Annotated in this window: 21 protein-coding genes and 1 riboswitch; of the genes, 9 read left to right on the top strand and 12 right to left on the bottom strand. The window is 55.4% G+C overall.

Features of this window, described 5'->3' with window-relative positions; translation table 11 throughout:
- The first annotated feature begins 57 nt into the window (after nt 1-57).
- Complete coding sequence (gene apbC, locus LA04_RS17045) at nt 58-1,167, top strand: iron-sulfur cluster carrier protein ApbC (RefSeq protein ID WP_029740176.1); 1,110 nt, start codon at nt 58-60, stop codon at nt 1,165-1,167.
- Nucleotides 1,168-1,260: 93 nt separating this feature from the next.
- Here the strand turns inward: apbC and LA04_RS17040 are convergent, their stop codons facing one another.
- Together LA04_RS17040 and LA04_RS17035 are read right to left on the bottom strand one after the other, a co-directional pair.
- Entirely contained in the window at nt 1,261-1,716 is a 456-nt protein-coding gene (locus tag LA04_RS17040; protein WP_235211345.1) for a GNAT family N-acetyltransferase, read from the bottom strand.
- Complete coding sequence (locus LA04_RS17035) at nt 1,691-2,014, bottom strand: RcnB family protein (protein ID WP_047652494.1); 324 nt, start codon at nt 2,012-2,014, stop codon at nt 1,691-1,693. The genes LA04_RS17040 and LA04_RS17035 overlap by 26 nt, the downstream gene beginning before the upstream one ends.
- A 251-nt stretch (nt 2,015-2,265) precedes the next feature.
- Here LA04_RS17035 and LA04_RS17030 point away from each other — a divergent pair, with 251 nt between their 5' ends.
- Nucleotides 2,266-2,781, top strand: a complete 516-nt coding sequence (locus LA04_RS17030; protein ID WP_047652493.1) for a protein disulfide oxidoreductase — start codon at nt 2,266-2,268, stop codon at nt 2,779-2,781.
- A 35-nt stretch (nt 2,782-2,816) separates the two neighbouring features.
- Here the strand turns inward: LA04_RS17030 and LA04_RS17025 are convergent, their stop codons facing one another.
- From LA04_RS17025 to LA04_RS17015, 3 genes are all read right to left on the bottom strand, one after another.
- Complete coding sequence (locus LA04_RS17025; RefSeq protein ID WP_047652492.1) at nt 2,817-4,283, bottom strand: pyridoxal phosphate-dependent decarboxylase family protein; 1,467 nt, start codon at nt 4,281-4,283, stop codon at nt 2,817-2,819.
- Between the two features lie 18 nt (nt 4,284-4,301).
- The gene (locus LA04_RS17020) at nt 4,302-5,678 is read right to left on the bottom strand and encodes a diaminobutyrate--2-oxoglutarate transaminase (RefSeq protein ID WP_014884533.1); all 1,377 of its coding nucleotides are present in this window, start codon (nt 5,676-5,678) and stop codon (nt 4,302-4,304) included.
- Nucleotides 5,679-6,010: 332 nt separating this feature from the next.
- Nucleotides 6,011-7,018: a LacI family DNA-binding transcriptional regulator gene (locus tag LA04_RS17015; RefSeq protein ID WP_047652491.1), complete on the bottom strand. Its 1,008-nt coding sequence runs from the start codon at nt 7,016-7,018 to the stop codon at nt 6,011-6,013.
- 238 nt (nt 7,019-7,256) lie between these two features.
- Here LA04_RS17015 and LA04_RS17010 point away from each other — a divergent pair, with 238 nt between their 5' ends.
- Nucleotides 7,257-8,498 carry an MFS transporter gene (locus tag LA04_RS17010; protein WP_047652490.1) on the top strand — a complete coding sequence of 414 codons (1,242 nt, stop codon included), beginning with the start codon at nt 7,257-7,259 and terminating at the stop codon, nt 8,496-8,498.
- A gap of 16 nt (nt 8,499-8,514) precedes the next feature.
- Nucleotides 8,515-9,945, top strand: a complete 1,431-nt coding sequence (locus LA04_RS17005) for a glycoside hydrolase family 32 protein (protein WP_047652489.1) — start codon at nt 8,515-8,517, stop codon at nt 9,943-9,945.
- A gap of 84 nt (nt 9,946-10,029) precedes the next feature.
- Here the strand turns inward: LA04_RS17005 and LA04_RS24855 are convergent, their stop codons facing one another.
- Nucleotides 10,030-10,491 carry a hypothetical protein gene (locus tag LA04_RS24855; RefSeq protein ID WP_072015548.1) on the bottom strand — a complete coding sequence of 154 codons (462 nt, stop codon included), beginning with the start codon at nt 10,489-10,491 and terminating at the stop codon, nt 10,030-10,032.
- A gap of 213 nt (nt 10,492-10,704) precedes the next feature.
- Nucleotides 10,705-11,673 (bottom strand): YadA C-terminal domain-containing protein, encoded by a 969-nt coding sequence (locus LA04_RS16995; protein ID WP_047652488.1) that lies wholly within the window; start codon nt 11,671-11,673, stop codon nt 10,705-10,707.
- A gap of 615 nt (nt 11,674-12,288) precedes the next feature.
- Nucleotides 12,289-12,385, top strand: a riboswitch (TPP riboswitch).
- Between the two features lie 35 nt (nt 12,386-12,420).
- Here LA04_RS16995 and thiM point away from each other — a divergent pair.
- Genes thiM through LA04_RS16980 form a run of 3 tightly spaced genes read left to right on the top strand, consistent with a single transcriptional unit; the run spans nt 12,421 to nt 14,777 of the window.
- Nucleotides 12,421-13,191: a hydroxyethylthiazole kinase gene (gene thiM / locus LA04_RS16990; protein ID WP_047652487.1), complete on the top strand. Its 771-nt coding sequence runs from the start codon at nt 12,421-12,423 to the stop codon at nt 13,189-13,191.
- On the top strand, nt 13,188-13,988 hold the full coding sequence (gene thiD / locus LA04_RS16985) for a bifunctional hydroxymethylpyrimidine kinase/phosphomethylpyrimidine kinase (protein WP_047652486.1): 801 nt from the start codon (nt 13,188-13,190) through the stop codon (nt 13,986-13,988). The genes thiM and thiD overlap by 4 nt, the downstream gene beginning before the upstream one ends.
- A gap of 42 nt (nt 13,989-14,030) precedes the next feature.
- Nucleotides 14,031-14,777, top strand: a complete 747-nt coding sequence (locus tag LA04_RS16980) for a GntR family transcriptional regulator (protein ID WP_023312428.1) — start codon at nt 14,031-14,033, stop codon at nt 14,775-14,777.
- Here LA04_RS16980 and LA04_RS16975 read toward each other — a convergent pair.
- The 3 genes from LA04_RS16975 to LA04_RS16965 form a co-directional block, all read right to left on the bottom strand.
- Nucleotides 14,751-15,704, bottom strand: a complete 954-nt coding sequence (locus LA04_RS16975; RefSeq protein ID WP_047652485.1) for a PfkB family carbohydrate kinase — start codon at nt 15,702-15,704, stop codon at nt 14,751-14,753. The two genes, LA04_RS16980 and LA04_RS16975, sit on opposite strands and share 27 nt — an antisense overlap.
- Complete coding sequence (locus LA04_RS25305) at nt 15,701-17,203, bottom strand: ADP-ribosylglycohydrolase family protein (RefSeq protein WP_152594378.1); 1,503 nt, start codon at nt 17,201-17,203, stop codon at nt 15,701-15,703. Before LA04_RS25305 ends, LA04_RS16975 begins: the two co-directional genes overlap by 4 nt.
- Complete coding sequence (locus LA04_RS16965) at nt 17,200-18,477, bottom strand: nucleoside permease (RefSeq protein ID WP_047652484.1); 1,278 nt, start codon at nt 18,475-18,477, stop codon at nt 17,200-17,202. Before LA04_RS16965 ends, LA04_RS25305 begins: the two co-directional genes overlap by 4 nt.
- 250 nt (nt 18,478-18,727) lie before the next feature.
- Between LA04_RS16965 and fbaB the strand changes: the two genes are divergently transcribed.
- On the top strand, nt 18,728-19,780 hold the full coding sequence (gene fbaB, locus LA04_RS16960) for a class I fructose-bisphosphate aldolase (protein WP_023312424.1): 1,053 nt from the start codon (nt 18,728-18,730) through the stop codon (nt 19,778-19,780).
- A 56-nt stretch (nt 19,781-19,836) separates the two neighbouring features.
- On the opposite strand, the gene yegS is transcribed toward fbaB, so the two are convergent.
- Entirely contained in the window at nt 19,837-20,736 is a 900-nt protein-coding gene (yegS, locus tag LA04_RS16955; protein ID WP_047652483.1) for a lipid kinase YegS, read from the bottom strand.
- A gap of 141 nt (nt 20,737-20,877) precedes the next feature.
- On the opposite strand from yegS, the gene LA04_RS16950 reads away from it, so the two are divergent.
- Nucleotides 20,878-21,378, top strand: a complete 501-nt coding sequence (locus tag LA04_RS16950) for a DUF523 domain-containing protein (RefSeq protein ID WP_047652482.1) — start codon at nt 20,878-20,880, stop codon at nt 21,376-21,378.
- A 161-nt stretch (nt 21,379-21,539) separates the two neighbouring features.
- On the opposite strand, the gene trhP is transcribed toward LA04_RS16950, so the two are convergent.
- Complete coding sequence (gene trhP, locus LA04_RS16945) at nt 21,540-22,901, bottom strand: prephenate-dependent tRNA uridine(34) hydroxylase TrhP (protein WP_023312421.1); 1,362 nt, start codon at nt 22,899-22,901, stop codon at nt 21,540-21,542.
- Between the last annotated feature and the right edge of the window lie 92 nt (nt 22,902-22,993).

The raw sequence follows: 22,993 nt of genomic DNA, 5'->3' as shown, positions 1-22,993 counted from the left end.
GCCTTTCAGGTAAACTTGTTCATCTAAGGTCTTATTCACAAGAACAAAGGAGTCGGGATGAGTTCTCAATCCCAGGCCAAATCACCGGAAGCCTTACGAGCAATGGTCGCCGGGACGCTGGCTAACTTTCAGCATCCAACCCTGAAGCACAATCTCACTACGCTGAAAGCGTTACACCACGTTGCCTGGCTGGACGATACCCTGCACATTGAGCTGCAGATGCCGTTCGTCTGGACCAGCGCCTTTGACGCGCTGAAAGAGCAGACCAGCTCTGAGCTGCTGCGCATTACCGGCGCGAAGGCGATCGACTGGAAGCTGAGTCACAGCATCGCCACGCTGAAGCGCGTGAAAAACCAGCCTGGCGTGAATGGCGTGAAAAATATCATTGCCGTCAGCTCGGGCAAGGGCGGGGTAGGGAAATCCTCAACCGCCGTTAATCTGGCGCTCGCGCTGGCAGCGGAAGGGGCAAAGGTCGGCATTCTGGATGCGGATATCTACGGTCCGTCTATTCCGAACATGCTGGGCGCGGAAAACCAGCGCCCCACCTCGCCGGACGGGACCCACATGGCGCCAATTATGGCGCACGGTCTGGCGACCAACTCCATCGGTTACCTGGTGACTGACGATAACGCCATGGTCTGGCGCGGCCCGATGGCCAGCAAAGCGCTGCTGCAGATGCTGCAGGAGACGATGTGGCCTGATCTGGATTATCTGGTGCTGGACATGCCGCCGGGCACCGGTGACATTCAGCTGACGCTGGCGCAGAACATTCCGGTCACGGGTGCAGTCGTCGTGACTACGCCGCAGGATATCGCGCTGATTGACGCCAAAAAAGGCATCGTGATGTTCGAGAAGGTAGAAGTGCCGGTGCTCGGTATCGTTGAGAACATGAGCATGCACATCTGCAGCAACTGCGGTCACCACGAACCTATCTTCGGTACGGGTGGTGCAGAAAAACTGGCCGCGAAGTACCACACTCAGCTGCTGGGGCAGATGCCGTTGCACATTACCCTGCGTGAAGATCTGGACAGCGGAAAGCCGACGGTGGTCAGCCGTCCGGACAGCGAGTTCGCGGAAATGTATCGCCAGCTGGCAGGACGCGTTGCGGCGCAGCTCTACTGGCAGGGCGAAATCATCCCGGGGGAAATCGCGTTCCGCGCGGTGTAATTCCTCTGTGCTTCAGTGCCGGGTGGCGGCTTCGCCTTACCCGGCCTACGAAGTTTGGGTTTCCAGGTCAGGTAAGCGAAGCGCCACCTGACTTTACCCAAGCCGATAATGCATCAGATAATACTCTCCGTCCGGAGAATCACCCGTCGCCTCGATGTGCCAGCCGTGTCGCTGGTAAAACGCAATAGCTCGCGCATTCTTCACCAGACACTTAAGCGAACCCGTACTGGTAAACGTCTTCTGTACGTGCTCAAGCAACTCATGCCCGACGCCCAGGCTCTGATACTGCGGATCGACAAACAGGTTGTGCAGGAAATTATCGTTCGTCCAGACGGAGGCAAAACCCAGGCGATGACCGTTCTGAACAGCAACCCAAATCACTTCGTCACGGGTTGCCGCGTCAAAATCTTCAAGCTGCCAGTCTGCGCCGTCCAGCCATGGCCAGGCTTCACGCCGGGCGTGGAGGTAGAGCGTGCGCAGGAAAGGGCGATCGCTTTCCTGCCAGGGGCGAATCAGAATTGCGTTAGCGGTGATAGAAAATATCTCCATTGTAGGCTTTGTAGATCTTGCCATCAGCATCGCCAATCAGCACGTAGTTCTCACCCATGTAGGTCCAGTGGGTTCCGGCATCCGGAGCCGGCAGGTTACGCAGCTGGTACTGTTTGATGGTGTACTCCGGCGTTTGATACTGCGCCGGCGCCGTGTCGCCAATCTTGAATTTTGTGAAGTCCGCGATGAACTCTTGTTCTTCATAGGCCTTGATGCCGGATGCTGCTTGTGACGCTGCATTCGCCGCGCTTGCCAGAGACATCGCGACACCAAGAAGCAGCCATTTATACTTAGCCATTTTTTCTCCAGTTGAACAGTTTTTAAGTTTGTTTTTGCCTGTCAACAATACGGCAACCTGCCTATTTTAAATATCAGACTATGGCTTGTTCGATAAAAAATGTAACAAAAATGAACCTATCTGATAATCGTTTTGCATTTGGTATGCCTAATTGATGACATGATCTTTACCATCATACAGACGCGACACTTCTTTACAGCGTGATGGCGTTTTGCCCGTTAAGATGACCTTCGTTAAAACATGAGGTCACAATGGATAACCGCAAATTCGGTCGACTGCGCCGCTGGGCGCGGGAAGGGATCATACTTGTTCTGCTGACGCTGGCCGTAGTGTGGGGTGTTGATCGGTATCGAGAACCGACACTCCCCGCCAGTTTTAGTGCAACACCGATGCAGAGCATCGACGGTAACATTCACGATATCTCGGCCCTGAGCCAGGAACGCCCGCTGCTGATTTACGTGTGGGCCACCTGGTGCAGCATATGCCGTTTCACGACGCCTTCCGTTAATCAGCTGGCAGAAGAGGGCGGGAATGTGATTAGTATTGCCATGCGTTCCGGTGATAACGCAAAGCTTGAGCGCTGGGTTGAAAAGAAACAGCTGAAAATGCCGGTGATCAACGATGAAAACGGTGCGTTGTCGCAGCAGTGGCAGGTGAGCGTAACGCCGACGCTGGTCATTGTGTCGAAGGGTAATGTGGTCAGCACCACGACGGGCTGGACGAGCTACTGGGGATTAAAATTAAGGATGTGGTGGGCAGGGCTGTAAAAATAACCCCTCTCCCTGCGGAAGAGGGGATTGTATTACTTAGCCAGAACTTCCTGCGCGGTGCGCTCAACCAGAGACAGCAGGATTTTAATATCTTCCAGCGTCACGGTTGGGTTCAGCAGCGTCAGCTTCAGGCAGGTGACGCCGTTATGCTCGGTCACACCGACGTTCGCACGGCCGGATTCCAGCAGCGCATCACCAATTTTCTGGTTTAGCAGGGCGATCCCTGCGTCATCCATCTGCACCTGTCCGCGGAAGCGGAACAGAACGCTTGCCAGCTGTGGCTGCATAACCAGTTCCAGCGCAGGCTGCGCTTTCACGTAGGCCGCAACCTGCTGTGCCAGGGTCACGCCGTGATCGATGATCGCCGCGTATTGCTCCTGACCCAGCGCTTCCAGGCTCATCCACAGCTTCAGCGCGTCGAAACGACGGGTAGTCTGCAGAGATTTGGACACCAGGTTAGGCACGCCCGCTTCTTCGTCGAACTCAGAGTTCAGGTAGGCCGCCTGATAGCGCATCAGCTCATAGTGACGCGCTTCTTTCAGCAGGAACGCGCCGCAGCTGATGGTCTGGAAGAACTGCTTGTGGAAGTCCAGGGTAACGGAATCCACCAGCTCGATGCCGTCCAGGTAGTGACGATACTGCTCAGACATCAGCAGCGCGCCGCCCCAGGCAGCATCAACGTGTACCCAGATGTTCTGTTTCGCCGCCAGCTCTGCAATCGCACGCAGCGGGTCGATGGCACCGGCATCGGTGGTACCTGCCGTCGCGACGATCGCCAGAATCTGCTCACCGTTTGCATTGCACTGCTCAATTTTCGCCGCCAGATCGGTCAGATCCATGCGGGAGAATTCGTCCGTTTTCACCTGCACCACGGACTGGTAGCCCAGACCCATCAGCGCCATGTTTTTCTGCACGGAGAAGTGTGCGTTTTCGGAGCACAGCACGCGAATTTTGCGCAGATCGCCCATCAGACCGTCCTGCTGAACGGAGTGACCCTGACGCGCAAAGAACGCATCGCGCGCCAGCATCAGGCCCATCAGGTTGCTCTGGGTGCCGCCGCTGGTGAAGACACCCGCGTCGCCAGCCTGATAACCCACGCGGGTACGCAGCCACTCGATCAGTTTGATCTCAATGATGGTTGCGGACGGGCTTTGATCCCAGGAGTCCATACTCTGGTTAGTGGCGTTGATCAGCACTTCCGCCGCCTGGCTTACCACCAGGCTTGGGCAGTGCAGGTGCGCCACACACTGCGGGTGATGAACGGACAAGCTGTCTTTCAGGAAGAACTCCACGGCGCGTTCAATCGCCGCTTCGTTGCCCAGCCCTTTCGGGTTGAAATCCAGCTTAATACGGTCGCGCAGTTCTGCGACCGTTTTGCCCTGGTACATCTCAGGCTGTTTCAGCCACTGCATCACAGCCTGAGTGCTTTGTTCGATCGCCTGCTGATAAGCTTCAATGCTCTGCGCAGAGGAGAACAAAATTGGGTTTGAATCAGACATCGTAATCAATAACTCCGGTTACGCCGGGCGAACGCCCGCAGCAAGCAGTGCCTGCTCAAATTTATCCAGGAAGATTTTCAGCTCTTCGTCGCTGATCAGCAGAGACGGCAGCAGACGCAGAACGATACCGTTACGGCCACCGCGCTCCAAAATCAGACCGGCTTCGAAGCACTTCTTCTGAATCAGTGCAGACAGTTCGCCGTCGCCCGGGAAGCAGCCCATGTGGTCAGCGGCTTCATGTGGTTTAACGATCTCAATACCGATCATCATGCCCAGACCGCGCACGTGGCCGATCACCGGATAGCGTTTCGCCATCTCTTTCAGCTGGCCTTTCAGCCATTCGCCCTGAGCGGCAACTTTGCCCGCGATATTCTGGTCTTTCAGGATTTTCAGCGTGGTCAGACCGGTTGCCATCGCCAGCTGGTTGCCGCGGAAGGTACCGGTGTGGTGTCCTGGCGCCCATGCGTCGAACTGCTTCTTGATACCGAGCACGGCCAGCGGCAGACCGCCACCTACGGCTTTAGACATCACGATGATGTCTGGCTCAATGCCCGCGTGTTCGAAGGCGAAGAATTTACCGGTACGGGCAAAGCCAGCCTGAACTTCGTCGAGGATCAGCAGAATGCCGTGTTCCTGAGTCACTTTACGGATGCGCTGCAGCCACTCAGCCGGAGCCGGGTTCACGCCGCCTTCGCCCTGAACGGCTTCCAGAATCACCGCAGCAGGTTTACGCACGCCGCTTTCAACGTCGTTGATCAGGTTATCGAAGTAGTAAGTCAGTGCTTTCACGCCCGCTTCACCACCGATACCCAGCGGGCAACGGTACTCGTGCGGGTAAGGCATGAACTGTACTTCTGGCATCATACCGTCAACCGCTTCTTTCGGAGACAGGTTGCCGGTCACGGACAGTGCGCCGTGGGTCATACCGTGGTAACCACCAGAGAAGCTGATGATACCGCTACGACCGGTCACTTTTTTCGCCAGCTTCAGCGCCGCTTCAACGGCGTCAGCACCGGATGGACCGGTGAACTGCAGGCAGTACTCTTTGCCCTGACCAGGCAGCAGAGAGAGCAGGTATTCAGAAAACGCGTCTTTCAGAGGCGTAGTCAGATCCAGTGTATGTAACGGCAAGCCGCTGGTAATGACATTTTGGATGCTTTTCAGCACATCAGGATGGTTATGGCCAAGCGCAAGGGTCCCCGCGCCTGCTAAACAGTCAAGGTATTCTTTATTATCTGCATCGGTGATCCACACGCCTTCTGCTTTAGTGATGGCTAAAGGCAGTTTGCGCGGATAACTCCTGACGTTAGATTCAAACTCGGCCTGACGGGCCAGATAGGTTTCGTTGCTTTTGTGGGCATCTACGGTGTCAATACGGACTTTATCCGTCATCATATCACTCCTACAACCGCCGCTTCGTTATGAGCCACGATTGAATAAAAAGTTAAAAAACAGATGGGGGCCTGAAAAAAACGCCGCCAATATAGAGCCTTTTGCCACGGGGCTCAATGGTTAATTTGTTTACTGTTTTGTGACACGGGGCTGTAACGAGGAAATATCCCCATTTTTAAAATGAAAATTGCATTTTATGCCAAATAAAATCAGCGCGTTACAGGCTGTTTACCCGGTGTGTAAAGTCACAGAAAAGAGTGTGACAAATCGTGCCATCGAACGGCATAAAAGGGGGGAGTTCTGCCTGTTTCTGCGTCATGGACTAAAAGCGGTGCTCATGATGCATGCACAATAGAATTACGCAGTAAAAAAGGACTTTCTACACGCGTGGTGTTCTGATGTTCTTCACCGTTAATAATATGCAAGGCGCTCAGACGACCAATTTCATAGTGTGGCAGTTGAACCGTAGTGAGAGGAGGCAGGAACAACTCCCCAATACCCACCATATTGTCATAGCCGATAACGGCGACATCTTCTGGTATGCGAAGCCCTTGCGCCAGCAGCGTCTGGTAGACCATAAACGCGATACGGTCGTTGCCGCAGATAACGGAGTCGAACCCGGGAATGCCATTCTGCATGTGCGCCAGCAGCACTGACGGGATATCACGATAGTGCTCGTCCCCTGACGTCATATAGCTGTGCGCCAGGCTGTCCGGATCGAGCCCCGCTTCTCGGCATGCACGTTCCAGCCCCTGTCGGCGCCGGGTTGTGGCCAGATGTCCCTCAGGCAAATGCAGGCAGAGAGGGCGTCGATAACCCTCCGTGAGTAACGCCCGCACGGCGGTATATTGGCCCTGTTCATCATCGGGAATATAGCTGGCGACCTTTTCGCCGTCACTTTCGCAGTTGGCCAGCACGCAGGGAAGGGTGAGTAATTTAGCCGGGAGAGGGACACGACGTAACCCCATGGTGGTGTAGATAATCCCGTCAGGCCGATGAGAGAGGAGAAGGTCGACGATGGCGTCCGGGTTGTCATCGGTAAACATATTCATCACGAAGCTATTCCAGCCGTGCATTCTGGCCGTCTCTTCAATAGAAAGCGCGATCTCCACCGAGAAAGGTGTCGTCACCGTATCGAGCGCCAGTACGCCTATGGTTTTCGGCGAGGCATGCGCGCCGCGGATTTTCTTGGCGGACAGATCCGGCACATAGCTGGTCTGCTCGATAGCCAGCTGCACGCGTGCCAGCGTTTCCGGTTTAAGGCGCTCCGGGCTGTTCAGTGCGCGGGAGACCGTCATCAGCGATACGTTAGCCAGCTTTGCAACGTCCTTCAGGGAAGCCATCTTGTTACTCCGTTAGTGCTATGTGTGAGAGGGTATACAACTAAGTCGCTGATGTAAAAGGAAGGCTGCTGCACAGGCCAGGCCATTCTTACCTGAGTGATGAAAATTTGATCGCGATCTCACTCTCTTAATGTTAACGTTAACTTTCGTGATTAACATCTTAATTTTTTACCAAATAGCATGAGAAAATTTAAATGTTAACGTTACCATTCTGTCATTACTCCAACATGAGAATGTCATGATGAAAACGCATCACTCTCACAGCTACCCTTTATTAAGCGCATTACTGTTTTTCTTTTTTGTCACGTGGTCCTCTTCTGGCTCGTTGCTTTCTATCTGGCTCCACCAGGAGGTGGGGTTAAAGGCAGGGGATACGGGAGTCATCTATGCCGTACTGTCTGTCTCCGCGCTGTGCGCGCAAATCTGCTACGGCTTCATTCAGGATAAACTCGGCCTGCGAAAAAACCTGCTCTGGTTTCTGACCAGCCTGCTCATTCTTTCCGGTCCGGCCTTCCTGCTGTTTGGTTATCTGCTGCACATTAACGTGTTACTCGGCAGTATTTTCGGCGGGATTTATATCGGACTAACGTTTAACGGCGGGATTGGAGTACTGGAATCCTATACCGAGCGCGTGGCCCGCCAGAGTCAGTTTGAGTTTGGTAAGGCGAGGATGTGGGGATCGCTTGGCTGGGCGGTGGCAACCTTTTTTGCGGGGCTCCTGTTTAACATTAATCCAAAGCTGAACTTCGCTGTCGCGAGCTGCGCAGGGCTGGTGTTTTTTGTGTTGCTGGCGCGTCTCAGGGTCTCTTCCGCCCCGCACGCCATGCAGGAGGCGGTGTCCGGCGGTAAGGTCACGCTGGAGGATGCATTGCGCCTGCTGACGCTGCCGCGCTTCTGGGCGCTGGTGTTTTTCGTTATCGGCACCTGTATTTATGGCGTTTATGACCAGCAGTTCCCGGTCTATTTCTCCTCCCAGTTCCCGACGTTACAGGAAGGGAACGCCATGTACGGCTATCTCAACTCATTCCAGGTTTTCCTGGAGGCGGCGGGTATGTTTTGCGCCCCGTGGCTGGTGAATCGTCTCGGTGCGAAAAACGGCCTGATTTTCGCCGGAATGGTGATGGCGATGCGTATGGTGGCATCGGGTCTGGTTGAGGGACCGGTACTGATCTCCATTACCAAGCTATTGCACGCGGTTGAGCTGCCCGTTTTGCTGGTCTCCATCTTTAAATACAACAGCCTGCATTTTGATAAGCGGCTCTCTTCCACCCTCTATCTGGTGGGCTTTGCCTGTACAAGCTCGGTGATTGCCTCGGTGTTGTCGCCGCTGGCAGGTTACAGCTATGAGAAATACGGCTTTGCTCAGTCCTATCTCATCATGGGGCTACTGGTATTCAGCACCACGTTTATCTCCATCTTCCTGTTGCGCTCGGGTAAGTCCTCTTCTGACCCGCTGATGCCGCAACCTTCCACCATCTGATCGAAAGAGTAGAGAAATGACGTATTCAATTACGAAAGCAGAACAGGAAATGCAGTCCAGACGCGAAGAGCTTAACCTGCGCTGGTATCCGCGTTACCACCTCGCCGCACGTGCTGGCTGGATGAACGACCCGAATGGCCTGGTCTGGTTTGACGGCTGGTATCACGCCTTTTATCAGCATCATCCATATTCGACCCAGTGGGGGCCGATGCACTGGGGCCATGCGCGAAGCAAAGATTTAGTTAACTGGGAGCACCTCCCGGTTGCGCTGGCACCGGAAGGACCAGACGACAAGGACGGCTGTTTTTCTGGCTCAGCGGTGGTCGATGGCGACACGCTGGCGCTGATCTACACCGGCCACAAATTCCACGGCGATCCCGGCGATGAGGCGAATCTCTACCAGGTTCAGTGCCTGGCAACCAGCCGAGACGGCATCCAGTTTGTGCGGCACGGGACCGTCATTGACACACCGCCCGGACTGCATCACTTCCGCGATCCGAAAGTATGGCGTGAAGGGGAGTGGTGGTACATGGTCGTTGGTGCGCGGGAGGGTGATACGGGCCAGGTGCGTGCGTACCGGTCTGCCGATCTGCGCGAGTGGCAGGACATGGGCGTGCTCGCAGTGGCTGAAAAAGAGATGGGCTATATGTGGGAATGTCCGGACTTTTTCTCCCTCAACGGTAAACGCGTGCTGATGTTTTCGCCTCAGGGGCTGGCGGCAGAGGGATTCAAAAATCGTAATCTTTTCCAGAGTGGCTACCTGCTGGGCGAGTGGCAGCCCGGCAAACCTTTCGCGCGTGAAGGAGAATTTGTGGAGATGGATCGCGGACATGATTTCTATGCGCCACAAAGCTTCCTGACTCCTGACGGTCGCCGCATCGTTATCGGCTGGCTGGACATGTGGGAATCGCCCCTGCCGGAACAGCAGGATGGCTGGGCAGGCATGCTCTCCTTACCGCGCGAGCTGACGCTGAGTGTTAACCGCCTGCAAATGCGGCCGGCCAGAGAAGTTGAAACCCTGCGCGGAGCATGGTTCCCCTGGCCGGTAAGTACGCTTAATAACCAGCAGATGACGCTGGTTGAACACTGCGATGCGATGGAGGTCATTCTGCAATGGGATTGCGCGAACAGCAGCGCGGAGCAATACGGCATTCGTCTCGGCGACGGGTTACGCGTCTATGTTGATGCACAGATGCAGCGCCTGGTGCTGGAGCGACACTATCCACAGTATGGCCTGTGCGGCACCCGAAGCGTTGCGCTTAACCTGAACGGCGTGCTCAGTCTGCGCTTGTTTTTTGACTACTCTTCCGTGGAAGTGTTTGTTAACGAGGGTGAGGCGTGCCTCAGCAGCCGTATTTATCCTGATGCAGACTGCCGCGAGCTGGCGTTGTTTGCCTGGACGGGGGGAGCGTCGCTTATCCATGGTGGGGCCTGGCAGTTAGAGTAAATATGTATTTAGTCACGAGCTAAAATAAAGCCCCATGCAAATGGGGCTATGTAAATCTTATGAGGTGGGAGCGTAGTGCTAAGATCACATTTTTGATAATTGTGCGTTTACAACTCTCTCTTTTTCGACAACCAGCTGCATAATATAGCCACCCTTGTGCCATGAACCCTTATTTGGCTTCCAGCCTTTCAAAAGCAGATATTCAGCAGCTTCAGAGATTGACTTATTTATAATGCGATCCGCTTCACCTGAAAACTGTTTAACATCGCCGCTTGCTTTGGCTGGCTTGCTATCACAACGACCCGCAGCATCCATCACCTGAGTGCAGCCTTCAGGAAGATGCTTACGTGCTGATTGTGCAAGTTGAGCAGCATTCTCCAAAGCCTGTTTTTCAGCAGCAGCGTTAATGGCTGTAGTGCGGTTTTGCTCTGCTATATAACAAGCATCTTTACTCACTCCCTTGCTTTGACAATCAGCCATCCGTTGAGCTGGTGAGGAACACGCAGCAAGAGATAATACAGCCGCTACCATCATTAACTTTTTCATTATTGCCTTAGTAATTACAATTATAAATATAGGTGCCTAACATCAAGCCGATCCATATCCCTAATAAAATAAAAGTGAGATACAAAACAGCGGAGATAAAAATGTACTTTGTCATTTTCTTTGCGAGCAGCAATGTATTGAGTTATAGCCAGCTGATTAAAACTCATGGGCGAGTTTTTTAGCTCACTGGCTTTTTATTTTAATACTGTAACATCACCATCCGTAAGATGCGGACGCCGCAACAATTTCATCACCGTTGGATGTACCTGATGTAGAGAGGGTCGCGGCTACATTCTCAGCGAACTTATGACGGTAGCCGATCGCATAACCTTGCGCATCTTTGAAGTTGGCAGAACCGACAGCAACCGCGTTATCTGTATCAACGTAATGCAAACCAGCAAGAGAAGCAGCGCCAGCGATACCAGCACGATATTCCTTACGATCCTCATTCTGCTGATTCTCCAGAGAAGAGAACTTAGCGTTATTTTGACTCTCTAACGCAGTAATACGTGATTCATGATTCGCTAATTGTGCGCTGTGATTCTGAATCGTCGCTTCCTGTGTTTGCTGGCGTGACTGAACGTTAACAACAGCAGTTTTATTCGCTGCGGCTACCGTTTGTGCATCTAAAGCTAAAGATTGCGCGTAAGCGCCCGTATTAAATGCCTGAGTCGCTTTGTCAGAGGCGTCCTGAAGGGCGTGATCTTGTCTATCCTGATCGGCGTTGAAAATGCTTTTATCTACCTTACTTGCAAGCGCTTGTGTATTAGCGTCTGCTTTATTATTAGTGTTATCAATCAATATATTCTGTTTGTTATCAGTGATTGTCTGATCTGCTTTGTTATCGTCGACTTTCTGATTAAGGATAGCGTTAGCTTGAGTGTTAGCGTTTACGCCATCTTGAGCGGTGTTAGCTGTATCTTGTGCTTTATTAATAGCTGTATTTGCTCTGTCAATATCGCCTTGAAGGTTATAGATTTGCCCGTCTTGCTTAATGTTACTTCCTTCGATGTTATCAAGGTTATAGGCGGTTTTATCGGTACCCTGAATTTGAATGTGAGCACCTGGATTGTTGACGTTATCGTCAAGGTTTACGTTTACTTCCGCAGCATTTGCAGTATTCATTGAACCAGCAAACACAAAACCAAAAACAGCGATAGCTGTTGTATTTAAATAGTTCATTTTAAAGCTCTCATCATCACTACAAGAAAAAATAAAGTAAGGGCGCTAACCTGACGGGAAGATACAACGTCTTGTTATATATCTATAAATTCGATAATAAGGTTGATAATTTTGGTTTGATAACTTATTTCGTAACGTGCAGTAACTATCTATGAATGTGTAATTTTGATTATTGATCTAAATCATAAATAGCAGGAATAGCTAAATAAGATGTTCCAGAAGGGATGAAGATAATAATTATATAATACAATGTATTACCTGTTTGTAATGAATGGGGATAAATTGGAAATAAAATATCAATACATTAAATATATTTATGTGTTTAGACGAAAAAAGATTAAAAATACACATAACAGTTTATGTAAATTTATGGTTTTTTGCCGATTATTTATTATCGAACCTTTCGTCAGCTTCGAATGAAAATAAATTCAGCTCATTTTTGTTCCGGGATATACCAGGAAAAAATATTTATGTTGAAGATGCCAGCGAAAAAGTGTTTAGGGAGATTCATAACGCGATCGCTGGCGTGATAAATCGAAACCCCCTTGCGCCTGGCCTGTGGCCACGGTTACACTGATTAAGAACATTGATTTTAATAAGTCACTGTTTTAAAACTATTTTGACTCGGGGTGCCCTTCCACGTGAAGGCTGAGAAATACCCGTATTACCTGATCTGGATAATGCCAGCGTAGGGAAGTCAGATGCCTTCCCGGTCATCGCTTCTTCACGCAAGGCAGGAGCGAACCCATGCAGCCTGACCTGCTCGATTTACACGTTTTACACCACTTCCGAACCCGTTCTCCGCTGACCCACTGTATGACCAACGATGTCGTACAGACCTTCACGGCCAACGTTTTGCTGGCGCTTGGCGCATCACCCGCGATGGTGATTGAGGCCGAAGAGGCTGAACAGTTTGCCAGCATCGCCGATGCGCTGCTGGTTAACGTTGGTACGCTGACCTCGCCGCGCGCCCAGTCGATGCGTCGGGCAATAGAAAGCGCGGTGTCGGCAGGCAAGCCCTGGACGCTGGACCCGGTTGCCGCGGGTGCCCTGACGTTCCGCACCCGTTTTTGCCATCAAATCCTTGCCCTGAAACCGGCCGCCATTCGCGGCAATGCCTCCGAGATTCTGGTCCTCGCCGGAATGAGCGCGGGCGGGCGCGGTGTCGATACAACCGATACCGCAGCCAGCGCGGTGCCCGCTGCACAGGCGCTGGCGCGCCAGACCAATGCCGTTGTGGTCGTCACCGGTGAGGTGGATTACATCACTGACGGGCAACGCACTCGCACGGTAACGGGCGGCGATCCGTTGATGACGCGCGTAGTGGGAACCGGATGCGCGCTTTCTGCCGTTGTGGCGGCGAGCTGCTCGCTGCCGGGCGACCGGATGGATAACGTCACTGCCGCCTGCGGATGGATGAAGCGGGCCGGAACGGTGGCCGTTGCGCAGTCACGTGGACCAGGCAGTTTTGCCAGCGCGTTCCTGGATGCGCTCTATACGCTGGAGGAGCAGCCATGAAACGGATTAACGCCCTGACCATTGCCGGCACCGATCCCAGCGGCGGCGCGGGTATCCAGGCCGATCTCAAAACCTTCTCGGCCCTTGGCGCGTACGGCTGCTCGGTCATTACCGCGCTGGTGGCGCAAAACACGCGCGGCGTGCAGTCGGTCTACCGTATCGAGCCGGATTTTGTTGCCGCGCAGCTGGATTCAGTGTTCAGCGACGTGCGCATCGACACCACCAAGATCGGCATGCTGGCCGAGACGGACATTGTGGAAGCGGTGGCGGAGCGGCTTAAGCGCTATCAGGTGCAAAACGTGGTGCTGGATACCGTCATGCTGGCAAAAAGCGGCGATCCGCTGCTCTCCGCCTCCGCCGTCGAGACGCTGCGCAATAAGCTGTTGCCGCAGGTGGCGCTTATCACGCCCAATCTGCCGGAGGCCGCCGCGCTATTGGGCACATCGCATGCGCAAACTGAACGCGAGATGAAGGAGCAGGGATACGCGCTGCTGGCGATGGGCTGCGGGGCGGTGCTGATGAAAGGGGGGCATCTTGACGACGCTGAAAGCCCGGACTGGCTGTTTACCCGCGACGGCGAAGTACGCTTTACCGCGCCGCGCGTGCAGACCAAAAACACCCACGGCACGGGCTGTACGCTTTCGGCCGCGCTGGCGGCGCTGTGCCCGCGGCATGACGGCTGGGCCGATACGGTGCGCGAAGCGAAAATCTGGCTCTCGGCGGCGCTGGCAAAAGCCGATACTCTGGAAGTGGGTCACGGTATTGGGCCGGTTCATCATTTTCATGCGTGGTGGTAACCCAGTATACTGGCAGGAAACACCACGCCTGAGAAAACAGAGATGGAACAAGCGCATACCCGGTTAATCGCTCAACTGAATGAACGGATCGCCGCGCCTGACAATACGCCGCTGTACCTGAAATTTGCCGAGACGGTAAAAAATGCGGTGCGCAGCGGGGTGCTGGAGCACGGGAATATTTTGCCCGGCGAGCGCGATCTGAGCCAGTTAACCGGGGTGTCGCGCATCACCGTGCGAAAAGCGATGCAGGCGCTGGAGGAAGAGGGCGTGGTCACGCGCTCCCGTGGCTATGGCACGCAAATCAATAACATCTTTGAATATTCGCTGAAAGAGGCGCGCGGCTTTTCCCAGCAGGTGGTGCTGCGCGGTCAAAAGCCGAATACGCTGTGGGTCAACAAGCGGGTGGTGAAGTGCCCGGAAGAGGTCGCAAACCACCTGTCGATCCCGCCGGACAGCGAAGTCTTTTTGCTCAAGCGCATTCGCTATGTGGATGACGATGCGGTGTCGATTGAAGAGTCCTGGGTGCCGGTTGGGCTCATTCCCGATCCGGATGCGATTGGCATTTCGCTGTACGACTACTTCCGCAGTCAGAATATTTTCCCGCAGCGCACCCGTTCACGGGTCAGCGCCCGCATGCCGGACAGCGAGTTTCAGGCGCACATTAAGATGGACGAAAAAATACCGGTGCTGGTGATCAAGCAGGTCGCGCTTGACCAACAGCACCGGCCGATTGAGTACAGCATCAGCTACTGTCGTAGCGATCTATACGTCTTTGTGTGCGAGGAGTAATTCCTCGCGAGTCGGGGCGCAGTCCCCGCCGCGGTGGCTGACTACCCAGGACGCCACGGCATTTCCCAGCAGAACGGCGTCTGCCAGTGACCATCCCGCCGCCAGGCCGGCAAGCGTGCCGCCCGCGTGGCTGTCGCCAGCGCCAATGGTGTCCACCACCGTGGCCGGAAACGCCGGAACAACGCCCGAGGCGTCACCGTCATACCACGCGGCACCGTCTTTATCATGCCGCACAATCAGCGCGGCGCCGAAGCGATGCTGCCACTCCGCACCCAGGTTTTCAGCCGCTACGCCCAGTCGTTCGGCTGCGATCTCCGCTTCCTGACGATTGAGCGACACGATCGGCCTGCAGGCCATAATCCGCGCCATCAGCGCGTCGGGGATATCCGCGATGCGAGGGCCGAAATCGATAAACGCCGTCACGTCCCGCAACCCCTCCAGCCAGCGTGTCAGCAGCTCGCCGCACGGCGAGGCCAGCTGGTAGCCGGATAAGTAGACCAGGCTCTTCGACGGGATGTTAAGCACATCAAGCCAGCGCTGCTGCCACTGGTTCTCCACGCCGCTAAAGGACATAAAGGTGCGCTCGCCGTCTGGCTCCACCAGCGCCAGGCACCAGCCGTTATCGCCGGTTTCGGCCTCGATGGCGCTGTGCAGATCCTGCTTCGCCATGGCGTTGCGGATGATGTCCGCCCATACCCCGTGACCAACGGGCAGGGCGTTTTGCGCTGTAATGCCGAGCCGCTTCAGGGCGATGGCGATATTCAGCGCGCAGCCGCCAATATTCACGCCCTGCTGTTTGAGCTCGATATCGCACCCGCGCCAGGGCAGGGCGTAGGCGTCGGCGATGACGTCTATCACCGCCGCGCCCAGCACCGTCACCGGGCGCGTGGCGTGCAGGGTGTCGAGACGTTGGGCAAATGAACTCATACGCCCTCCCTTTGCTCCCGGTAGTGCAGCAGTTTCTCGCTATAGTGGCCGAAATCGAGCCGGTTGACGGCGTCGAGTTCGGCTTTGAGCGCCGGGTCAATCGCCTGCACGCCATGGAGCGCGCCGCAGATGGCCGTCGCCATCGCGCCAATAGTGTCGGTATCGCCGCCCAGGTTGGCGCATAAAATGGCGCAGCGGTTTGGGTCGGTTCCCGCCAGTTCGACCATCGCAATGGCCGCCGGAACGGACTCAATGGTGCTGGTTCCGGCCCCCACAAGCTGGTAAACCTGCTCGCTGGCGGNATCGAGCCGGTTGACGGCGTCGAGTTCGGCTTTGAGCGCCGGGTCAATCGCCTGCACGCCATGGAGCGCGCCGCAGATGGCCGTCGCCATCGCGCCAATAGTGTCGGTATCGCCGCCCAGGTTGGCGCATAAAATGGCGCAGCGGTTTGGGTCGGTTCCCGCCAGTTCGACCATCGCAATGGCCGCCGGAACGGACTCAATGGTGCTGGTTCCGGCCCCCACAAGCTGGTAAACCTGCTCGCTGGCGGACTCAACCCCGTTGGCTTCCCGTACGGTCTTAAGCGCCAGCTCAATACGTGCCGCCAGCGACGCGCTGAAGGTGGTGGTTTTCGCCTCCTGCGCGTAGCGGGCGATACCCGGCAGCGCATCGACGATGTTCTGCCAGCTTTCGCCGTCAACGGCGCGGGAAATCGCCCAGGCAATCACCACCGCGCCGGCAATAGCGAGGTCGGATTTATGGGTCGGGCTGGAGGCCAGCGCCACCTGCTCAACAAAGTGTTCCAGACGCGTGGCCGGGAGCAGGCAGCCCAGCGGAGAGGCGCGCATCNCCGCCAGCGACGCGCTGAAGGTGGTGGTTTTCGCCTCCTGCGCGTAGCGGGCGATACCCGGCAGCGCATCGACGATGTTCTGCCAGCTTTCGCCGTCAACGGCGCGGGAAATCGCCCAGGCAATCACCACCGCGCCGGCAATAGCGAGGTCGGATTTATGGGTCGGGCTGGAGGCCAGCGCCACCTGCTCAACAAAGTGTTCCAGACGCGTGGCCGGGAGCAGGCAGCCCAGCGGAGAGGCGCGCATCGCCGCCCCGTTGGTTACGCCGTTGTTGTCCAGTTCGCTAACCGGCTTGCCGTCGCGAATCGCATTAAGCGCGATTTTGGAGGTCGGGCCGAGCACGTTCTTATTAAACGCGTCGAAATCGAGCGCCCAGCGCAGAATATGCTTGCCTATAATGTCCGCGTTAATCTCCCCGTCGCACTCGATGAGCGCGTCCGCCAGGCACAGCGCCATTGAGGTATCGTCGGTGAACTCTGCCTGTTTGAAATAGCAGGCCGCATTATTCTCTGCCGGGCCGGGTAAAAAGCGGTCGATCCAGCCGAAGTGCGCCTTGACGCGCTTTCTCGGCCACAGTTCCGACGGCATGCCCATCGCATCCCCTAACGCCTGCCCGTAAAGGGCACCGAGAACACGTTCTTGTTTCATTTAACTTCCCCTTGTGTCAGCGCGGCATCGCTATCAACCACCTCAATTGCGGCGATCTCTTTATCCGATTCGCGGAAAAACAGCATAAACAGCACGGCAATCACGGCAATCATGATTGCACCAAACGTCCACATTCCGGCCCAGTTGAAGGTCAGCCCATTCACCGGCTCTTTGTATGCGAACATTTTTTCCATCATCACGCCGCCCAGGCGGTAACCCAGCAGGCTACCAAAGCCCTGGCAGCACAGCGTAATCAGGCCTTGCGCGGCGGTACGCATGTGCACCGGCGCTTTTTTATCCACGTAGATGTACGCGGTGACGTAGTAGAAGTCGTAGCTCACGCCGTGCAGCAGAATGCCGAGGAACAGCAGGGCGTAGGTGAAGTACTGTTCCGCTCCGCCGTAAACGAAGAACCCGTAGCGGATGGCGGCGGTAATCAGGCCCAGCAGTAAGACCTTCTTAATACCAAAGCGTTTGGTAAAGAACGGCAGGGCGAGCATAAAGAAGATTTCGGAGAACTGGCCGAGCGTCATCCAGCCGGTGGCGTTTTTCATCCCCACTTCGGTGAGATAGCCGTTGGCGAAGATGTAATAGAAGGCCAGCGGCATGGCGAACAGGAACGAGCAGAAGAAGAACACCAGGAAGTTTCTGTCGCGCAGCAGGATCAGCGCGTCCAGCCCCAGCATCACTTTGAAGTCCAGCTTGCCGGTACTTTTCGGCGGCGTATTCGGCAGGAACAGGGCAAAGACGCCGAGCAGGGCGGAGCTGGCTGCCGTCATCAGCAGCGGGATATTGGTATCGGAAATATCGCTGTAGCCCAGCATCTGCGGCAGGAACCCGCACGCCAGCCCGGAGGCGATCCAGCCGATAGTGCCCATCACGCGGATACGCGGGAAATCAGCCTCGACGTCATCTACGTTCGCGAAGGCAATACTGTTGGTCAGCGCGATGGTCGGCATATAGGTCAGGGAGTAAACCAGCAGCAGCGGGAAGAAGGTGCTGAACTGGGTTTGCTGTGCGGCGAAGTACATCAGAATGGCTCCGGCGAACATCAGCACTGACAGCACTTTCTGCGCGGCGAAGAAGCGGTCCGTCAACGAGCCGACCAGAATCGGCGAGAGGATCGCGGCAATGGCGGTACAGGCGTAAGACCAGCCGATTTCCCCGGCGGTAAAACCGCTTTTGCTCAGCCACAGCCACAGCGGCACAAACCATGCGCCCCAGATAAACCATTCAACAAACATCATGAATGACAGTTGGACTTTCGTTTTCATTTTTTAATCCTGCATGTCAGAGAGGGTACGCCTTTAACATACCACCCAATAATACCTTTTAAATACCTTTGTGGCGATTGTTTGATCAATGTAACAGTTTTGTTGTACACGAATCGAGCCAGCAGATTGTGCTGAAAAAAAAAGCAAAGAGTGGAAAATCTGTTAAGTCGGTACCAGGCTTAGTCTGCCCATAAAAAATGGGACTGGATAAACACACACCGACACGACGTCGGACTTACGGGAGTATCACATGACTGATATTGCGCAGTTGCTTGGCAAAGACGCCGACAGCCTTTTACAGCATCGTTGTATGACCATTCCAGCCGACCAGCTGTATCTGCCTGGTCACGACTACGTTGACCGCGTGATGATCGATAACAACCGTCCGCCTGCGGTCCTGCGAAATATGCAGACGCTTTACAACACCGGGCGGCTCGGCGGCACCGGGTATCTCTCTATCCTGCCGGTGGACCAGGGCGTGGAGCACTCTGCGGGCGCCTCTTTTGCGGCGAATCCGCTCTATTTCGATCCGAAGAACATTGTTGAGCTGGCGATTGAAGCGGGCTGTAACTGCGTGGCGTCTACCTACGGCGTGCTGGCCTCGGTTTCGCGTCGCTATGCCCACCGCATTCCGTTCCTCGTGAAGCTGAACCACAACGAAACCCTTAGCTATCCAACCGAATATGACCAGACCCTCTACGCCAGCGTCGAGCAGGCGTTCAACATGGGCGCGGTAGCGGTAGGGGCGACGATTTACTTCGGCTCTGAACAGTCCCGTCGTCAGATTGAAGAGATCTCCGCGGCGTTTGAGCGCGCACACGAGCTGGGCATGGTCACCGTACTGTGGGCATATCTGCGCAACAACGCGTTCAAGAAAGACGGCGTGGATTACCACGTGTCTGCCGACCTGACCGGGCAGGCGAACCACCTGGCGGCGACAATCGGCGCGGATATCGTGAAGCAGAAAATGGCCGAGAATAACGGCGGCTATAAAGCGGTGAACTTTGGCTACACCGACGACCGCGTTTACAGCAAGCTGACCAGCGATAACCCGATCGACCTGGTGCGTTACCAGCTGGCGAACTGCTACATGGGGCGCGCGGGGCTGATCAACTCCGGCGGCGCGGCGGGCGGTGATACCGATCTGTCAGACGCGGTGCGTACGGCGGTGATCAACAAACGTGCGGGCGGCATGGGGCTGATCCTTGGACGCAAGGCGTTCAAGAAATCGATGGCCGACGGCGTGAAGCTGATCAATGCGGTTCAGGACGTCTATCTGGACAGCAAAGTCACGATTGCCTGACGGCTCTATATCCCTCTCCCGGTGGGAGAGGGCATCATCGCGCACCGTGTGAAACATCAGCGCAAAAGCACGCAGTCCGGCGGTAGCCGACACTGCAGCGCGCCGGGCAATACCTCAATGCGGAACTGCGTTCCGCTCAGCGGCTCTCCGTCGAGGTTAAAGGTCATCCCGTGGGGAGCATTCACTTCAAACCACGCCGATTTCCCGGCGATGATATTTGGACTCTCTTCCGGCTGCGTCAGCGTGGTAAACAGCGCGGGCAGCAGGCCGTCGCCCGTGAAAATACGCAGCTGAAGCTGTCCGTCATTAATCAGCGCCTCCGGGCAGAGCTGCTGTCCGCCGCCCGCCTGACGCCCGTTGCCGATGCCAATCACCAGCGCGTCACCCTGCCACTGAAAATCCTCGCCGCGAATTTCGCATCGGTCAGGCTTGAGGGTGTCCATGCGCATCAGGCCGTGGATCAGGTACGACACGCCGCCCAGCGCCGCCTTCAGCTTTTCCGGCGTTTCGCTGGTGATGCGGGTGCCAAACCCGCCGGTCGCCATATTGATAAAGCAGGTTTTATCATTCACCTGCGCGATATCCACAGCGGTGGCCTTGCCGAGGATCGCCAGCTGGAGCGCTTTCTCCAGCTCTTCCGGGATCCCGGCGCTGGTGGCAAAATCATTGGCGGTGCCGAGCGGTAAAATACCCATCACCGGCCGGTTTGCCGGGGGCAGGTCGATAAGCGCTGACGCAATCTCATTGATGGTGCCATCGCCGCCGCCGGAAATGATGGTGCTGACGCCAAGCCCGAGAGCTTCATTGATATATCGTGCCGCGTCGCCTTTTTCCCACGTCACCCGAACGTGAATGCGCGCGCCATCGTCACGCAAACCTATGATGGCCTGACGCAGCAGATCGTTGCCCGCACTTTTGCCATTGAGAATCAATAAACTGTCTGGATAGGTTGCCATCCGCGCTGCTCCCTTTTTTAGCGTTAGTAAGAGTGTATAGCAGAGAGGAAAAAAGCGGGTAAGAACAGGATGAAAGGAACAAAATATGCCCGAAAGCGCGTTACACTCAAGCGATGATAGTAATGTAATCACAGGAAAGTGATGATGAATAAAATTTTGGTAAGCGCGTGCCTGATGGGCTTTAAGGTTCGTTATAACGGAAGTGAAAAAGCGCGAATGAACGAGCAGCTCATTCGCTGGCAGCAGGAACAGCGTCTGGTTATCCACTGCCCTGAACTTGCGGCCGGGCTGCCTGTACCTCGTCCTCCGGCAGAAATTATGTCCGCTGATGGCAAAGACGTAATGCGCGGGCAAGCCAGAATTAGGGAAAATACAGGGCAGGACGTGACTGAGCAGTATCAGCTTGCAGCCTGGCTCGCGCTACGCGCTGCTCAGGAGTCGGGGTGTAGCGCAGCGCTTTTAACCGATGGCAGCCCAACGTGCGGCAGTCAGTTTATTTATGACGGATCGTTTCGCGGGATCCATAAAGCGGGGAGGGGTGTTGCTGCATCGTTGCTCGCAGAGCATGGGATAGCCGTCTTCTCTGAGGGGCAAATCGACGAACTGATTGCCTGGGTTGAGGAGAGAGAAGGCAAAAAATAAGCCCGCGTAAGGGAGATTACGCAGGCTAAGGAGGTGGTTCCTGGTACAGCTAGCATTTATGGGTTATGTTTTTCAGCGGGGGGATAATACCCGTATTGAACGAAGCGGTATGTGATCCGATTCTAAGAATTATCCCAGCGCGAAAAAATTTCCCTGATTAACTATTTGCCGTGTGGGTTTCGGGTGCTTTCACCGTTGAAGTTACGCATCAGCAGCGCAAACTTCAGCTCCACCTCTTCCGGAACCGGCAGCCAGACGGTATGACCGTCACCCGGCGCCACGTCAATCGCTTCGCCTTTGCCGTTTTCCAGATGCTCCAGCGTGAAGTTCATGTTGCCCTGCGGGGTCATCAGCTCCAGGCTGTCGCCTTTGGTGAATTTGTTTTTCACCGCCACGGCCGCCAGCGCGCCTTTGCGCTCGCCGGTGAAGTCGCCGACAAACTGCTGGCGCTCGGAAACGGAGTAGCCGTGCTCGTAGTTCTGGTAGTCATCGTGAGTATGACGACGCAGGAAGCCTTCGGTATAGCCGCGGTGCGCCAGGCCTTCCAGAGTTTCCAGCAGGCTGGTATCGAACGGTTTACCGGCCGCCGCATCGTCGATGGCTTTGCGGTACACCTGCGCTGTGCGCGCGCAGTAGTAATAGGATTTGGTGCGGCCTTCGATTTTAAGAGAGTGCACGCCCATCTGCGTCAGACGCTCAACGTGGGCGATGGCGCGCAGATCTTTCGAGTTCATGATGTAGGTGCCGTGCTCGTCTTCAAAGGCGGTCATGTACTCGCCCGGACGTTTGGCTTCTTCAATCATAAACACGCTGTCGGTTGGCGCGCCGATGCCCAGCGTAGGCTCAACGTTGGTCACCGGAATAGGCTCGTGCTTGTGCACGATATTACCGACGTCATCCTCTTTGCCTTCCTGGACATTATATTCCCAGCGGCAGGCGTTGGTGCAGGTGCCCTGGTTCGGGTCGCGCTTGTTGATATAGCCGGAGAGCAGGCAGCGGCCGGAGTAGGCCATGCACAGCGCGCCGTGAACGAAGATTTCGATTTCCATATCCGGCACCTGGGTGCGGATCTCTTCAATCTCTTCCAGCGAAAGCTCGCGGGACAGGATGACGCGGGTCAACCCCATCTGCTTCCAGAACTTCACCGTCGCCCAGTTGACGGCGTTAGCCTGAACGGAGAGGTGAATATCCATCTCCGGGAAGTTCTCCCGAACCAGCATGATTAAACCCGGGTCCGACATGATCAGCGCGTCCGGCCCCATATCCACAACGGGCTTCAGATCGCGAATGAACGTTTTCAGCTTGGCGTTGTGCGGCGCGATGTTCACGACCACGTAGAATTTTTTGCCCAGGGCATGCGCTTCGTTGATGCCGAGCTGCAGGTTCTCGTGGTTGAATTCGTTGTTGCGCACGCGCAGCGAGTAGCGCGGCTGGCCCGCATAAACGGCGTCGGCACCATAGGCGAAAGCGTAACGCATATTTTGCAGCGTTCCCGCCGGGGAAAGGAGTTCCGGTTTAAACATGTTTGTTCTCGTTCTGATGACAGGTCAGAGCCGCGTGCACCAGGTGCAGCGGTAAGGGGAGATCCCCCACTTTAAGGGCGGGCATTGTAGCG

The organism is Enterobacter sp. UCD-UG_FMILLET (assembly GCF_000762975.1).
GTDB classification, from domain to species: domain Bacteria; phylum Pseudomonadota; class Gammaproteobacteria; order Enterobacterales; family Enterobacteriaceae; genus Enterobacter; species Enterobacter dykesii.
This window is presented reverse-complemented; position numbering and strand designations above follow the sequence as displayed.

Coding starts and splice junctions, on each gene's coding strand:
- apbC (WP_029740176.1), top strand. CDS start 58: ATGAGTTCTCAATCCCAGGCCAAATCACCGGAAGCCTTACGAGCAATG.
- LA04_RS17040 (WP_235211345.1), bottom strand. CDS start 1,716: ATGGAGATATTTTCTATCACCGCTAACGCAATTCTGATTCGCCCCTGG.
- LA04_RS17035 (WP_047652494.1), bottom strand. CDS start 2,014: ATGGCTAAGTATAAATGGCTGCTTCTTGGTGTCGCGATGTCTCTGGCA.
- LA04_RS17030 (WP_047652493.1), top strand. CDS start 2,266: ATGGATAACCGCAAATTCGGTCGACTGCGCCGCTGGGCGCGGGAAGGG.
- LA04_RS17025 (WP_047652492.1), bottom strand. CDS start 4,283: ATGTCTGATTCAAACCCAATTTTGTTCTCCTCTGCGCAGAGCATTGAA.
- LA04_RS17020 (WP_014884533.1), bottom strand. CDS start 5,678: ATGATGACGGATAAAGTCCGTATTGACACCGTAGATGCCCACAAAAGC.
- LA04_RS17015 (WP_047652491.1), bottom strand. CDS start 7,018: ATGGCTTCCCTGAAGGACGTTGCAAAGCTGGCTAACGTATCGCTGATG.
- LA04_RS17010 (WP_047652490.1), top strand. CDS start 7,257: ATGATGAAAACGCATCACTCTCACAGCTACCCTTTATTAAGCGCATTA.
- LA04_RS17005 (WP_047652489.1), top strand. CDS start 8,515: ATGACGTATTCAATTACGAAAGCAGAACAGGAAATGCAGTCCAGACGC.
- LA04_RS24855 (WP_072015548.1), bottom strand. CDS start 10,491: ATGAAAAAGTTAATGATGGTAGCGGCTGTATTATCTCTTGCTGCGTGT.
- LA04_RS16995 (WP_047652488.1), bottom strand. CDS start 11,673: ATGAACTATTTAAATACAACAGCTATCGCTGTTTTTGGTTTTGTGTTT.
- thiM (WP_047652487.1), top strand. CDS start 12,421: ATGCAGCCTGACCTGCTCGATTTACACGTTTTACACCACTTCCGAACC.
- thiD (WP_047652486.1), top strand. CDS start 13,188: ATGAAACGGATTAACGCCCTGACCATTGCCGGCACCGATCCCAGCGGC.
- LA04_RS16980 (WP_023312428.1), top strand. CDS start 14,031: ATGGAACAAGCGCATACCCGGTTAATCGCTCAACTGAATGAACGGATC.
- LA04_RS16975 (WP_047652485.1), bottom strand. CDS start 15,704: ATGAGTTCATTTGCCCAACGTCTCGACACCCTGCACGCCACGCGCCCG.
- LA04_RS16965 (WP_047652484.1), bottom strand. CDS start 18,477: ATGAAAACGAAAGTCCAACTGTCATTCATGATGTTTGTTGAATGGTTT.
- fbaB (WP_023312424.1), top strand. CDS start 18,728: ATGACTGATATTGCGCAGTTGCTTGGCAAAGACGCCGACAGCCTTTTA.
- yegS (WP_047652483.1), bottom strand. CDS start 20,736: ATGGCAACCTATCCAGACAGTTTATTGATTCTCAATGGCAAAAGTGCG.
- LA04_RS16950 (WP_047652482.1), top strand. CDS start 20,878: ATGATGAATAAAATTTTGGTAAGCGCGTGCCTGATGGGCTTTAAGGTT.
- trhP (WP_023312421.1), bottom strand. CDS start 22,901: ATGTTTAAACCGGAACTCCTTTCCCCGGCGGGAACGCTGCAAAATATG.